General features: G+C 71.3%; 10 protein-coding genes. 4 read left to right on the top strand and 6 right to left on the bottom strand.

The window, feature by feature from the left end; all coding sequences use genetic code 11:
• Positions 1–87: 87 nt before the first annotated feature.
• The 6 genes from E1298_RS03510 to E1298_RS03485 all read right to left on the bottom strand — a co-directional run bounded on the left by E1298_RS03510 (position 88) and on the right by E1298_RS03485 (position 8,725).
• Positions 88–1,008, bottom strand: a complete 921-nt coding sequence (locus tag E1298_RS03510; RefSeq protein ID WP_207944416.1) for a hypothetical protein — start codon at positions 1,006–1,008, stop codon at positions 88–90.
• Positions 1,009–1,350: 342 nt separating this feature from the next.
• Complete coding sequence (locus E1298_RS03505) at positions 1,351–3,501, bottom strand: MGH1-like glycoside hydrolase domain-containing protein (RefSeq protein ID WP_131889273.1); 2,151 nt, start codon at positions 3,499–3,501, stop codon at positions 1,351–1,353.
• Positions 3,502–3,503: 2 nt separating this feature from the next.
• Positions 3,504–5,519, bottom strand: coding sequence for a beta-galactosidase (locus tag E1298_RS03500; RefSeq protein WP_131889272.1), 2,016 nt, complete (start codon positions 5,517–5,519; stop codon positions 3,504–3,506).
• Entirely contained in the window at positions 5,516–6,433 is a 918-nt protein-coding gene (locus E1298_RS03495; protein ID WP_207944415.1) for a carbohydrate ABC transporter permease, read from the bottom strand. Before E1298_RS03495 ends, E1298_RS03500 begins: the two co-directional genes overlap by 4 nt.
• On the bottom strand, positions 6,430–7,371 hold the full coding sequence (locus tag E1298_RS03490) for a carbohydrate ABC transporter permease (RefSeq protein WP_131889271.1): 942 nt from the start codon (positions 7,369–7,371) through the stop codon (positions 6,430–6,432). The genes E1298_RS03495 and E1298_RS03490 overlap by 4 nt, the downstream gene beginning before the upstream one ends.
• A gap of 4 nt (positions 7,372–7,375) precedes the next feature.
• On the bottom strand, positions 7,376–8,725 hold the full coding sequence (locus E1298_RS03485; protein ID WP_207944414.1) for an ABC transporter substrate-binding protein: 1,350 nt from the start codon (positions 8,723–8,725) through the stop codon (positions 7,376–7,378).
• Between the two features lie 103 nt (positions 8,726–8,828).
• Between E1298_RS03485 and gcvPA the strand changes: the two genes are divergently transcribed.
• The 4 genes from gcvPA to E1298_RS03465 are packed head-to-tail and all read left to right on the top strand — an operon-like array spanning position 8,829 to position 13,706.
• Positions 8,829–10,193 (top strand): aminomethyl-transferring glycine dehydrogenase subunit GcvPA, encoded by a 1,365-nt coding sequence (gcvPA, locus tag E1298_RS03480; RefSeq protein ID WP_131889270.1) that lies wholly within the window; start codon positions 8,829–8,831, stop codon positions 10,191–10,193.
• Positions 10,190–11,764 carry an aminomethyl-transferring glycine dehydrogenase subunit GcvPB gene (gene gcvPB, locus E1298_RS03475; RefSeq protein ID WP_243725365.1) on the top strand — a complete coding sequence of 525 codons (1,575 nt, stop codon included), beginning with the start codon at positions 10,190–10,192 and terminating at the stop codon, positions 11,762–11,764. Before gcvPA ends, gcvPB begins: the two co-directional genes overlap by 4 nt.
• Before the next feature lie 31 nt (positions 11,765–11,795).
• On the top strand, positions 11,796–12,917 hold the full coding sequence (locus tag E1298_RS03470) for an ATP-NAD kinase family protein (RefSeq protein ID WP_131889269.1): 1,122 nt from the start codon (positions 11,796–11,798) through the stop codon (positions 12,915–12,917).
• Between the two features lie 30 nt (positions 12,918–12,947).
• On the top strand, positions 12,948–13,706 hold the full coding sequence (locus E1298_RS03465) for an SDR family NAD(P)-dependent oxidoreductase (protein ID WP_131889268.1): 759 nt from the start codon (positions 12,948–12,950) through the stop codon (positions 13,704–13,706).
• Positions 13,707–13,723 lie beyond the last annotated feature (17 nt).

Below are 13,723 nucleotides of genomic sequence, written 5' to 3'. Positions count from 1 at the left end.
GTGTTCGGGCCCCGATCGCCAGCCAGGGAGTCTGACCGCCAACCCGTCCGCAAGCCGATCCTGAAGGGGTTCGCACGTCAGTGGATATCAGGTGGTGCAGTGTTTGTCGGTGTCGCGGCGTACCGTGGCGCCGGTGAACTCCTCGACGATGGCGAGGTTCGCGGGGGAGTAGTTCAATGCGGTGATCTTGTCGGCGTTCGGGCTGCCGAGCTTGCCGGTGTAGGGCGCGGATTTGTCCAGCCAGTAGGCCGTGCGCAGGAACTGGGTCAGGACGAGTTCGCGCAGCTTCGGCTCGTTTTTGATCTTGGCCCAGTAGTCGGGGTGCTTGTCCTTGGCCACGCGCAGGTAGAGCAGCAGGTAGCGGAGGTTGGTGGCCGCGATGTCGCGGGCGTTGCTGGCCCCGACCCCCTTGATGTACTCCTGCACCACGGTGGCCGCGGGCAGCCCCGTCAGCCCGGCGTTCAGCTCCGCCAGCACGCCCTGCAGCAGGTAGCTGCCCTGCTGGGAGTCCCGCAGGTAGATGCCGTCCATGCTGTCGCTCAGCTTGTCGGTGATGAGGGGCAGGATCTCCTTGCGGGGGAAGCCGCCGTGCAGCGGGACGGTGGTCGCCTGCCGCGAGGCGTTGATCCAGGCCGCGGTGTGCACGTTCCACTTGGTCCTGGACCCGTCCAGGTCCCACATGTGGGTCTCTTCGTGGATCGCCACCATCATCGACTCGGCGAACCCGTCGAAGCTCTTGGTGTTCACGAACTGGGTCCAGTACTTGTCGCCCGCCTGGGCGATGGCCAACTTCTCCCCGCTCGGCCAGCGCCGCCGGTACATCTCCTGCAAGGTCGGCATCCAGTTCGAGGCCCCGAAGCGCGCTTTGAGATCGCTGATGTCGGCGGTCGGGGTCGAGGGTTCGCTGTAGCAGACGGGTTCGGCCGCCGAGGCGGCCGGTCCGCTCGCCGCGGGTGAGGCCGCGGCCACGGGGACGGGCACCAGCGACAGGGCGACGGTGGCGGTCAACAGGGTCAGACGGCCGGTACGTTTCACGGGGGACCTCGCTTCGGCAGAGCCGTTGGCCGCGACCTGATCCGGCATGGCGCGACCCTGGGGCTGATTGGCGAATGGTATTCCGCTTCGATCTTCGCCGCCTTGGCCGCTCGTTGTGAATAGCGGTCGAATCATCGCTAAAGCCGCAGGTCAGCCGCCCGCTCCTCGTATAGGGAAACCCTGGAAATCCGACTTCACGTGAAGATCGTTTTCACATCTCCAGGGTGAAGTTGAAAATTTGAGAACGGGAGACCGTCCCGTTGGAAGCGGCCGTCGGGACGGGCCGCCCGGAGGCGGCCCGTCCGGTGGTGTCGGTCAGTCGAGGGCCAGGAGCAGGGCCGCGGACCAGCTGAAGTTGGTCGAGTTCAGGGGCGCGCCCGTCAGAGGGTTGTAGTTCTCCATGATGGGCCCGTTGCCGAGCAGGCCCGCAGCCGAGCCGCGCAGGCGGTCGGCGAGTGCGGTGGCGTCGCCGCCGTAGCCGTACCTTTGCAGGCCCTTCAGGGAGAAGTACGCCTGGTCGAGCCAGACAGGGCCGCGCCAGTACTTCTCAGGGGCGAAGTACGGCGAGCTCTTCGACACCGTTGGGAATGGCACGTGGGTGGCGAATTCGTTCGGGTCGGTCAGCTTGCCGCGCACGGCGGCGGCCTGCGAGCGGGTCGCGACACCGGCCCACAGCGGGACCGCCCCTTCGATGCCGCGGCCGCGGTCGGTGAGGCGACGGCCCGAGGCGAGGTCGGTGTCGTAGAAGAATCCGGTCGCCGGGTCGTACATCTTCTGCTGGATCGTGGCGGTCAGCGTCCGTGCCTGGACGGTCAGGCGCTCGGACGCCTTCCGGTGGCCGAGCCGCTTCGCGATGGCCGCCAGGTATCCCTTCTCGGCCGCGAGGTAGGAGTTGAGGTCGACCGACTCCTGGTTCAGCGAGTAGCCGACGAGGCGTCCGGCCGCGTCGCGGTTGTCCACCGTCGCGGTGCCCAGGGCGGCGTCGAAGCGCGGGGCGTTGTCCATGCCGCTCTCCCACGCGGCCGCCAGCCGCCGGGCCTCCGGGCCGTCGTTGGACGGGTCGACGGTGGCGCCGTACTCGGCCAGGCCGTCGCCGTCGTGGTCCCGGTTGCGGTACCACCAGTCGTGGTAGGCGACGAGCTTGGGATACATCTCCCGCAGGAACCGGACGTCCCCGCTCCGCCGGTAGACCTCCCACACCGCCCAGGCGGCCAGCGGCGGCTTGCTGTTGCGCTCGTTCCAGTTGCCGCCGCCGCGCGCCGGGTCGTTGTAGAACAGGACGTCCGGGATCATGCCCGCGTCCTGCGGGCGCGTCGGCGAGTCCGGCGCGACCTGGTGGTCGAACATCGACCTGATCTGCGACTCGGCGAGCGCGGGGTCGAAGCCCGCGACGCCGACCGCCTGCTTCCAGGTGTCCCAGGCCCAGAGGCCGCCGGTGAACCACTTGTAGGAGATGGACGGGGTGATGCCGTCGTGCCCGAGTCTCCCGGCCTTGCCGCGCCAGTTGGTGACCAGGGTTTCGAGCGCCTTGACCGCGAGCCGCCGCCGTTCCGCGGGCACGCCGCGTGTGACGGCGGAGACGTACCGGCGCCAGCGCTCGTCCGTGCTGCGGATCGCCGCGCCCGGCCGTCGCAGTAGGTTCCCGACGACCGGGGCCTCGCGGGCGCGTTCGGCGGCGGTGAAGGTGTAGGTCTCCGTCCAGGTGAGTTCGGACGGACGGCGCGGTGCGACGGTGAGCGGGCGGGCCAGGTCGGTGCGGTAGGAGTCGCCGGTGACGGTCGTGCGGACGGGGCCGTCGTGCGCGATCTCGAACCGCTCGGTGCCGTCGGTGAGGTAGTCCCACGTTTCGCGTACCCGGGCGAAGCCGACCGCGACGCCGTGCGCGGTGGCGTGCAGGGACGGCGCGTCCTTCATCGGCTCCTTGTCCGGGCGCAGCAGCGAACCCGTCCAGCCGACCTGGAGCGTCCGGGGACGGTGTCCAGTGTTGGTGACGTGGGCGCGCACGAGCGCGGTGCGGCCGGACGCGAACCGCAGTTCCAGCGTGAGCCGCAGCCCGGGCAGCTCGTAGGTCTGCCGCAGCATCCCGGGCAGCGCGGTGAACCTTGGGTCGCGTGCGGCGCCGAGGTCGATGTCGCGGCCGTCCTCGCGCAACCGGATGCGGCTGAACGCCTTGCTCAGCCACCACGGGTACTCCTGCGCGATGTAGAGCGGCCCCGAGAAGCCGCCGCAGGCGTCCTCGTCGCCCGGTCGCGGCAGCGCGTAGGCGTGCCACGCGCCGCGGTCGGCGAACACGTTGATCTCGTTGACCTCCGCGGGCAGCGCCTTGGCGGGGACGCCGTGCAGGTCGAGCACGTCGGCGTACCCGTCCGGCCCGGGAAGCGCCATCGCGGGCGGGACGGGGACGGCGGTGAGGACGAGGGTGGAACCGAGCGTCAGCCCGGCCAGAGCACGCAGCGATCTTCGCATGATCACCTCTCGGGGATGGGGGTGGAGGTCGTTCTGAGCACCGCCGCCCCGAGCGGGGCCAGCCGCAGCGTGCCCCGCACGGCGGTGCCGGTCAGCAGGTCGACGCCGTCCGGGACGGGCAGGTCCGTCTCGGCGGCGCGATGGTTGAGCAGGAAGACGTACGAGGCGCCGGGCCCGTCGCGGCGGGTGGCCTCGACCCCGGCCGGGACGTCGAGCACCGGGCGGACGCCCGCGTCGGCGAGCGCCTCGTCCAGGACGAGGCCGATGTCCTCGCCCAGGTGGCAGCTCACGTACCAGGCCCGTCCGGCGCCGTGCGCGTTGCGGGTGACCGCCGGGCGGCCGGTGAGCGGCCCGGAGCCGTAGACGGCCACGGGCTCCGCCGTGCCGGGCTCCAGCCACTCGCTCCACAGCGTCGCCGAGGTGACGCGGTCGCCGAACGCCACGTCGACGGCCGAATCGTCGGCGATCGGCCAGAACTCGTCGACGACGACGCCGAGCGCGTCCCGCAGCGGCGCCGGATAGCCGCCCAGGTGCACATGGTCGTGCTCGTCGACGATGCCGCTGAAGAACCCGCAGACGAGCCGGCCTCCGCCCGCGACGTACGAGGTCAGCCACGCGGCGGTCGCACCGGTCGTCAGGTAGAGGTTGGGCAGCAGGACGAGCCGGTACCGGTCCAGGTCCGCGCCCGGCGGGACGAAGTCGATGGTCAGGTTGCGGGCGTGCGCCGCCCCGTACCACGACAGCACGAGCTCCTTGAGCCGGAGCCGGGACGACGGATGGTCGTCCAGCTCCAGCGCCCACCAGGAGTCCCAGTCCAGGACGACCGCGACATCGGCGGCGATCCGGGCGCCCGCGACCTCGGCGATCCGGGCGAGGTCGCCGCCGAGGCGGACGGTCCGCGCCCACTGCGGCGAACCGGTGCCGCGGTGGGGGAGCAGCGCGCTGTGGTACTTCTCGGCCCCGGCGCGCGAGGCCCGCCACTGGAAGTGCAGGACGCCGTCCGCGCCGCGCGCCACCGCCTGCAAGGACCACAGCCGCGACAGCGCGGGCGGCTTGGGCACGTTGACCGGACGCCAGCTCACCGCAGACGGTGCCTGCTCCATCAGCAGCCAGGGCCGCCCGCCCTTCAGCGAGCGCATCAGGTCGTAGTTCATCGCCGCGCCGACGTGCGCCACCGGGTCGGCCGGGTCGGGATAGGCGTCGTCGGACACGACGTCCTCGTGCGCCGCCCACGTCCAGTAGTCCAGCGGCTTGAACATCGACATGAAGTTCGTCGTGACCGGGATGTCCCCGCCGGCCTCGTCCAGGACGGCCTTCTCTGCCAGGTAGCAGGCCAGCAGGGCATCGGAGCAGAACCGCCGCCAGTCGAGCAGCTGGGTCGGGTTGACCGGTCCGGGCGCGGTGCGCGGCGGCTCGATCTCGTCCCACCGGCCGTAGCGCTGGGACCAGAAGTCGGTCGCCCAGGCGCGGTTCAGCGCCGCCACATCGCCGTACCGGTCCCGCAGCCAGCCACGGAAGTCCGCGGCCGACTCGGCGCAGAAGCACTCGGTCACATGGTCGCCGTACTCGTTGTGGACGTGCCAGAGGACGACCGCCGGATGGTCGCGGTACCGCTCGGCGACCTCCCTCGCCAGCCGCGTCGCCGCATCCCGGTAGACGGGAGAGGACGGGCAGTAGTGCTGGCGCGAGCCGAACTCCAGCCGCACCCCGTCCGCGGTGACGGGCAGCACCTCCGGGTGGGCGCGCACCAGCCAGGCGGGCGGCGAGGCCGTCGCGGTGGCCAGGTCCACGGCGATCCCGTGCGCGTCGAGCAGATCCAGCAGCCGGTCGAGCCAGCCGAAGTCCCAGGCGTCCGGCCCCGGCTGCAGCCGGGCCCACGAGAACACGCCGAGGGTGACCAGGTTGACCCCGGCCTCCTTCATCAGCCGGGCGTCCTCCGCCCAGACGTCCTCGGGCCACTGCTCGGGGTTGTAGTCGCCGCCGTAGAGCAGCCCCGGCACCCGCGTAGGTCCCTTCATCCTTTGACGGCACCCCCCAATAGCCCGGACACGAACTGCTTCTGGAACAGGAAGAAGACGAGCATGAGCGGCAGCGTCGCCAGGAACGAGCCGAGGATCAGCCCGGCGTAGTCGACGTGGCTCTGCCCGATGAGCGTGTACAGCGCGACCGGCGCGGTGTACTTCTCCTCGGTGTTGAGCATGAGCAGCGGCCACAGGAACGCGTTCCACTGCGTCATGAACGTGAAGATGATCAGCGCGCCGAACTGCGGGCGCACCACCGGCAGGACGATGCGGTAGAAGATCCGCAGGTCGCCGGCGCCGTCGAGGCGGGCGGACTCGATCAGCTCGTCCGGGAAGCCGAGGAACGCCTGCCGCATCAGGAAGATGCCGAACGAGTTGGCCAGGAACGGCAGGATCACCGCCTGGTAGCTGTCGACCCAGCCCAGGCTCGCCATCATCTGGAACAGCGGGACGAGCAGGACCTGGAACGGGATCATCATGGTCGCCAGCACCACGCCGAGCAGCACGCGCCGTCCGCGGAACCGGTACTTGGCCAGCGCGTACCCGCACATCGCGGAGATCAGCGAGCTGAGCGCGGTGTAGACGACGGCGATGGCGACGCTGTTGAACATCACCCGGCCGAAGCCGATGGAGTGCTGCAGTTCCACCAGGTTGTGCAGGAGCCGGCCGCCCGGCACCAGCGGCGGCGGCGACGCGAACAGCTCGGAGTTGTCCCGGGTGGAGGCCACCACCATCCAGTAGAACGGTGCCGCGCTGATCACCGCACCGACCACGAGCAGCGCGCCGACGAGGGCGCGGGCCAGATGCCGGGGGGCCAGCCGCAGGGGACGCCGGGAGCCCTGCCGTCCGGAGCGCTGGGGATCCTGCCGTCCGGGACGCCGGGGGCCCGGCCGTTCGATCACGGGGTTCACCGGGACCCGTCCTTCCCGAGAAAGCGGAACTGCACGTAGGAGATCAGCCCGATGATCACGACGATCACCCAGGCGATGGCGGCGGCGTAGCCGAAGTCGAGCTGCTCGAAGCCGACCTTGTAGAGGTAGAGGACGGGGGTCATCGTGGCGTTGCCAGGGCCCCCGCCGGTCAGCACGTAGTTCTCGTCGAAGAGCTGGAGCGTTCCGATCGTCGACGTCACCGAGCAGAACAGGATGACCGGGCGGAGCTGCGGCATGATCACCCGCGTGAACGTGGTGATGGACCCGGCGCCGTCGATGGCCGCCGCCTCGTACTGCTCGCGGCCGATCGCCTGGAGTCCGGCGAGCAGGATCACCGCGTTGTAGCCGGTCCAGCGCCAGGTGATCGAGCCGATCAGGGCCAGCCGCGCCCAGCCGGGGCTGTTCAGCCAGTCGGCCTCCGGCAGGCCCACCGCGCCGATGATCTGGTTGACCATGCCGCCGTCGGTCTTGAGCAGGACGCGGAACACCACGGAGTAGGCGACGAGCATCGTGACGGCGGGCAGGAAGTAGGCGATCCGGAACGTCGCGCGGAACCGCAGCCAGGACTGGTTCAGCCCGTAGGCCAGCGCCAGCGCCAGCACGATCATGAGCGGGACCTGGACGATGAGGATCAGCCCGGTGTTGCGGAGCGAGGCCCAGAAGACCGGGTCCTCCATCATCCGGCGGTACTGCGCCAGCCCGACCCAGGTCGTCACGCCGTCGCGGTCGGCGGTGAAGCTCTGGTAGAGGCCGGCCAGCAGGGGATAGGCGAAGAAGAACCCGAACAGCACCGCCGCCGGTCCCGCGAAGATCCACGGTGTGGAGCGGCGCCACCACCGGTGCGTCCTGCCGGGGCGAGAGCCGTCCGCCGAAGGGGACGGCCCGGCCGTCGTCACGTCTGTCACGTCGAGGGTCACGGCGCTACTTGGCGATCGGACGGCCGGTCGCGGCGGCGATCTGCTTGGCGGCCGAGTCCAGGGCCCTCTTGGGGTCCTTGCCGTGCAGGAGGATGCCGGAGAGGGTGCCGTTGACGATGTCCCTCGCCTTCGGCCCGTCCTTGGTGTCCTCGACCGGGGGCACCTTGTCCGAGAGGTCGGCGAAGACCTTGAGGGCGGGCTTGCCGCCGTAGTAGGGCTGCGGCGCGGTGACGAACGGGTCCTTCAGCGCGGGCAGGTAGGCGGGGAACAGTCCCTCGTTCTTCAGCATGGACACCTGGTTCCCGGCGTCGGCGAGGGCGAATTCGATGAACGCCCAGGCCGTCCGCGCGTTCGCGCTGTGGCCGCTGACCGCGAGGGTCGAGCCGCCGTTGTTGGACGTCCGCACCCCGCCGGGGTCGAACGCGGGCAGCGGGACGACGCCGAACTTGCCCTTGAGCTCCTTCATCTCGTCGGTGAGCGTGCCCGACCACCAGGCGGCGTAGGGGGTGGTGGCGACCTTGCCCGCCTTGGTGGCGGCGACCAGGCCGTCCCAGCCCTTCTCGAAGGCGATCAGGTCCTTGTCGGCGAGCGTCTTGAGCAGCGTCGCGGCGCGGACGGCCCGCTGGTCGGCGACGACGATCTCGCCGTTCTTGAAGTACCGCTGCCCCTGCTGCTGGAGGAGCATCGGGAACGTGCTGTCCTCCTGGGGGTCGATGACGAGCAGCTTCTTGCCGGTCTTGGACTTGAGCCGCTCACCGGCGCGGACGTAGTCGTCCCACACGGCGATGGAGTTCGGGTCGATCCCGGCCTTCTCGAACATGTCGGTGCGGTAGTAGAGGGCGCACGGCCCGCTGTCCCAGGGCAGCGCGAAGACCTTGCCTTGCTCGTCGGTGACGTTCCGCCAGTCGGCCGGGGCGAACTGCGCCTTGTGCCGGCCGGCGAGCGAGGTCAGGTCGTACAGGCCGCCGCGGAAGACGCCGATGTAGCCGGGCAGCCTGCTGCCCTCGACGGTGAGGACGTCGGGCAGCCCCGTCCCCGACTTCAGCCCGACGGTGATCTTGTCGTAGGCGTTGTCGTAGCCGATGTCGACGACCTCGACCTTCGTCCCCGGATACCGCTGCTCGAAGGCCGGTGCCAGCCGTTTGAGCGCCTTGGTCGTCATGTCCCACGACCAGACGCGCACCGTCCCCTTGATCGCGTCTGATTCGCCCGCCTTCAGCGTCGGACCCGTCTTCTTGACACCGCCCCCGGTGGCGCAGCCTGCGGCCGCGAGCAGTGTCGAGACGGCTCCGGCGACTCCGGCGGCCAGGACGGCCCGTCGTCCGAAATTCATCCGTTCGGGGTCCGTCGCCATCTTGTCCTCCCAGCTCGGACTGGATAATGCTGTATACAGCACACTGAATCATGTGTTTTAGTCAAGGGCCGGGCGAGAAAAACCCCAGGAAGCGAGGGCGCGCATGACCGTTCACCCCTACATCCCGAACTCCGTGCCGGAGACCAAGCGGCAGATGCTCGCGGCCACCGGCGCGTCGAGCGTCGAGGACTTCTACGCCGACGTGCCCGAGAGCATCCGGCTGGGCCGTCCGCTGGACATGCCTCCTCCGATGCGATCGGAGGCGGAACTGGTCCGGCATGTCGGCGGGCTGCTGGCCGGGAACACCAGCACCCGGGACGCGCTGAGCTTCCTGGGCTCCGGCTGCTACCAGCACCACGTGCCCGCCGTGGTCGACGAAGTGGTCAACCGCAGCGAGTTCCTCACCGCGTACGCGGGCGAGCCGTACGAGGACCACGGCCGCTTCCAGGCGCTCTGGGAGTACCAGTCGCTGATGGGCGAACTGCTGGAGATGGACGTCGTGAACGTCCCCGTCTACGACGGCCACCAGGCGTCCGCCACCGCGCTGCGCATGGCCGGGCGGATCACCGGCGCCCGGCGGCTGCTGCTCGCCACCGCCGTCGACCCGGACAAGCTCTCCAAGATCGAGGACTACGTCCGGCCCGTCCACGACGTGGTGGTCGTGCCGGTGGACCCGCACACCGGGCTGGCGGACGTCACGGCACTGCGCGCGGAGCTGGCGTCCGGCGACGTCGCGGCCGTGTTCGCGGAGGCGCCCTCGGCCTCCGGCATCATCGACCCGGCGCTCCCGTCGCTGGCCGGGCTCGCGCACGACGCGGGCGCGCTGTACGTCGTCGGCTGCAACCCGATGTCGCTCGGCGTCGTGGCGCCGCCCTCGGCCTACGGCGCCGACATCGTGTGCGGCGACATCCAGCCGCTCGGCCTGCACATGAGCTACGGCGGGCTCAACGGCGGGTTCATCGCCACCCGCGACGAGGAGCGATTCGTCGCGGAGTTCCCGTCACGGCTGTTCGGGCTCGCGCCCACCGTCGTCGAAGGCGAGTACGGCTTCGGGGACGTCGCCTACGAGCGCACCTCCTTCGCCGTCCGCGAGGAAGGCCGGGAGTGGGTCGGCACCGCCGCCGCCCTGAACGGCATCACCGCAGGGGTGTACCTCGCCCTGATGGGGCCGCAGGGGATGCGGGAGATCGGCGAGACGATCATGGCGAACACCCGGTACGCGCTGCGCCGGCTCGCCGAGGTGCCCGGCGTCGAGGCGCCGTACGCGGACGCGCCGCACTTCGCCGACTTCACGCTCGCCTTCACCGGCTCGCGCACCGCCGCCGAGGTCAACGACGCGCTGCTGCGACGCGGCGTCTTCGGCGGCAGGGTCCTGTCGCGGACCGAGGCCCTCTACTGCGTCACCGAAGTGCACGCCAAGGACGACATCGACCGGCTGGCCGGCATCCTGGAGGAGATCGCCAAGTGAAGTCCGACAGCTCCCCCGTCACCCCGGCCGACGCGAAGATCGGCCCGAAGCCGCCGCTGCGCCGGTTCCACCAGGCGAGCTGGGACGAGCCACTGCTGTTCGAGATGGGCAGCCCCGGCGAACGCGGCGTGCTGGTGCCCGCCCCCGACGTCCCACTGGACGACTCCCTCCCGGACGCGCTGCGCCGCGCCGCCCCGCCCGCGCTCCCCGAGATGTCGCAGCCGCACGTGCTCCGGCACTACCTGCGGCTGTCGCAGGAGAACCTCGGCGTCGACCTCAACATCGACGTCGGCCAGGGCACCTGCACCATGAAGTACAGCCCCAAGGTCAACGACCAGTTCGTCCGCGACCCGAAGGTGGCGGAGCTGCATCCGCTCCAGGACGAGCGGACCGTCCAGGGCGTCCTGGAGATCATGCACCGGCTGGAGGGGCTGCTGCGGGAGATCTCCGGCATGGCCCGCTTCTCGCTCCAGCCCGGCGCCGGCTCGGCGGCGATCTACGCCAACGTGTCGATGATCCGCGCCTACTTCGCCGCCCGCGGCGAGGCCGGGCAGCGCGACGAGGTCATCACCACGATCTTCTCGCACCCGTCCAACGCGGCCTGCGCCAAGACGGCCGGGTACAAGGTCATCACCCTGTACCCCGACGCCGACGGCTACCCCGACATCGAGGCGCTCAAGCAGGCCGTCGGCCCGCGCACCGCGGCGCTGTTCATCACCAACCCCGAGGACACCGGGCTGTTCAACCCGCGGATCGAGGAGTTCGTCCGGATCGTCCACGACGCGGGCGGGCTGTGCGCCTACGACCAGGCCAACGCCAACGGCATCCTCGGCATCACCCGCGCCCGCGACGCCGGGTTCGACCTGTGCCACTTCAACCTGCACAAGACGTTCTCGACCCCGCACGCGTGCGGCGGCCCGGCGGCGGGCGCGTGCGGCGTGACCGAGGAGCTGGCCCCGTACCTGCCGACGCCGACCGTCGAGTTCGACGGCGACCGCTACCACCTGGACGACGACCGGCCCGCGTCCATCGGGAAGATCCGTCCGTTCTACGGCGTGGTGCCGAACCTGGTGCGCGCCTACGCCTGGATCATGTCGATGGGCGGCGCGGGGCTGCGCGAGGCCGCCGAGGTCGCGGTGCTGAACAACAACTACCTGATGGCGAAGGTGCTGGAGATCCGCGGGGCGTCCGTCCCGTACGCGGCGGGCAGGCCGCGGATCGAGCAGGTCCGCTACAGCTGGGAGCGGCTCGCCGAGGAGACCGGCGTGCACAGCGAGGACCTCGGCCTCCGGACGGCCGACTTCGGCACCCACTACTGGACGAGCCACCATCCGTACGTCGTCCCCGAGCCGATGACGCTGGAGCCGACCGAGTCCTACTCCAAGGCCGACCTGGACGAGTACGCCGCGATCCTCGCCGAGGTGGCGCGCGAAGCCTACGAGGAGCCGGAGACCGTGCGGACCGCGCCGCACCGCTCGACCGTCCACCGCACCCGCGAGGACGTCCTGGACGATCCGGCCACGTGGGCGGTCACCTGGCGCGCCTACCGCCGCAAGGTCCTCCAAAAATGAGTGAAGCGAGCCGGGGGGTAAGGAGGCCGGCATGGGTCCCGGGGCGCGGATGAGGCTCGGGCTGGTGGTGAACCCGGTCGCCGGGCTCGGCGGGCGGGTCGGCCTCAAGGGCAGCGACGGCGCGGACGTCCAGGCCAGGGCGCGCGCCCTCGGCGCGCGGTCCCGGGCGGGCGAGCGCGCCGCGCTCGCCCTGGAGGAGCTGCGCTCCCGGCTCGGCGGCGGCATCACGGTGCGGACGGCGGCCGGGGCCATGGGCGCGGACGCCGTCGTCGCGGCCGGGCTGACGCCCGAGGTCTGCCACACGCCCGGTTCGCCGACGACGCCGTCCGACACCGTGCGCGCCGCCGCCGCGCTCGCGTCGCGGGTCGATCTGCTGCTGTTCGCCGGCGGCGACGGGACCGCGCGCGACATCCTGGACGCGGTCGGGCCCTCGGTTCCCGTGCTCGGCGTGCCGACCGGCGTGAAGATGCACTCGGCGGTGTTCGGCGTGAGCCCGCGCGCCGCGGGGGAGGCGGCTGCGCTGATGGCGGCCGGCGGCGTGCCGCTGCGCGAGGCCGAGGTGATGGACCTGGACGAGGACGCCGTCCGCGGCGGCCGGGTCTCCGCCCGGCTGTACGGCTACCTGCGGGTCCCGGACATTCCGGTGCGCGTGCAGCAGCGGAAGATGGGCGGCACGGTCACCAGCCCCGCATCGGTCTCCGGTATCGCCGCCGACCTGGCCGCCCGTCCGGGACCGTCCGGCCTGCTGGTCCTCGGCCCGGGCGGCACCACCCGCGCTATCGCCGCCGTGCTCGGCGCCGACGTGCCCGTCATGGGCGTGAACGTGCTGGCCGGCGGCCGGGTCGCCGCCGCGGACGTGTCCGCCGCCGAGCTGGAGGCGCTGGTCGGGGCGTCTCCAGCGTGGATCGCCGTGACGCCGATCGGCGGGCAGGGCTTCCTGCTCGGCCGGGGCAACCAGCAGATCTCGCCGGACGTGCTGCGCGCGGCGGGCCGCGACCGGCTGATCGTCGTGGCGACGGAGGCCAAGCTCGCCTCGCTGGGCGGGCGTCCGCTGCTGGTCGACACCGGCGACGAGAAGCTCGACGACGACCTGCGCGGCCACCTGCCCGTGCTGACCGGCCACGGCAGTACCGCCATGTACCCCGTCCGATGACGCCGGTCCGATGCTAGGAAGGAATTGAACGTGAACTCACTGGAGGGCAAGACCGCCGTCGTCACCGGGGCGGCGTCCGGCATCGGGCGGGCCACCGCCGAGCTGATGGCCGGCCTGGGCGCCGCGGTCGTGCTGGCCGACGTGGACGAGGCGGGCGGGCAGGCCGCGAAGGCCATCGAGGCCGCGGGCGGGCGCGCCGCGTTCGTGCGCGGCGACGTGTCCGACGCGTCCGACTGCGCGCGCTTCGTCGCCGCCGCGCGGGAGACCTACGGCGGCCTGGACGTCCTGTTCAACAACGCCGGCCTCATCCGCCGCTCCACCGTCTGCGAGATCAGCGAGGAGGACTGGGACCTGGTGATGGCCGTCAACATCAAATCGATCATGCTGATGAGCCGGGCGGCGATACCGGTGATGGCGGCGGCCGGGGGCGGCAGCATCATCAACGCGGGCTCGGGCTGGGGCATCCAGGGCGGCGCGCGGGCCGTGTCGTACTGCGCGTCCAAGGGCGCCGTGGTGAACATGACCCGCGCGATGGCGATCGACCACGGGCCGCAGAACATCCGGGTCAACTGCGTGTGCCCGGGCGACACGGCCACCGGCATGCTCGCCGAGGAGGCCCGCCAGCTCGGCGGCTCCCTTGAGGCGTTCTACGCGGACGCGGCGGACCGGCCGCTGGGCCGGGTCGGCAGGCCCGACGAGATCGCGCACGTGGTGGCGTTCCTGGCGGGCGACGCGGCCTCGTTCGTGAGCGGAGCGGTCATCCCCGTCGACGGCGCCGGGACGGCGTGAACGGCGGACTTGAAACG

The organism is Actinomadura rubrisoli, assembly GCF_004349215.1.
Classification (GTDB): Bacteria; Actinomycetota; Actinomycetes; order Streptosporangiales; family Streptosporangiaceae; genus Spirillospora; species Spirillospora rubrisoli.
This window is presented reverse-complemented; position numbering and strand designations above follow the sequence as displayed.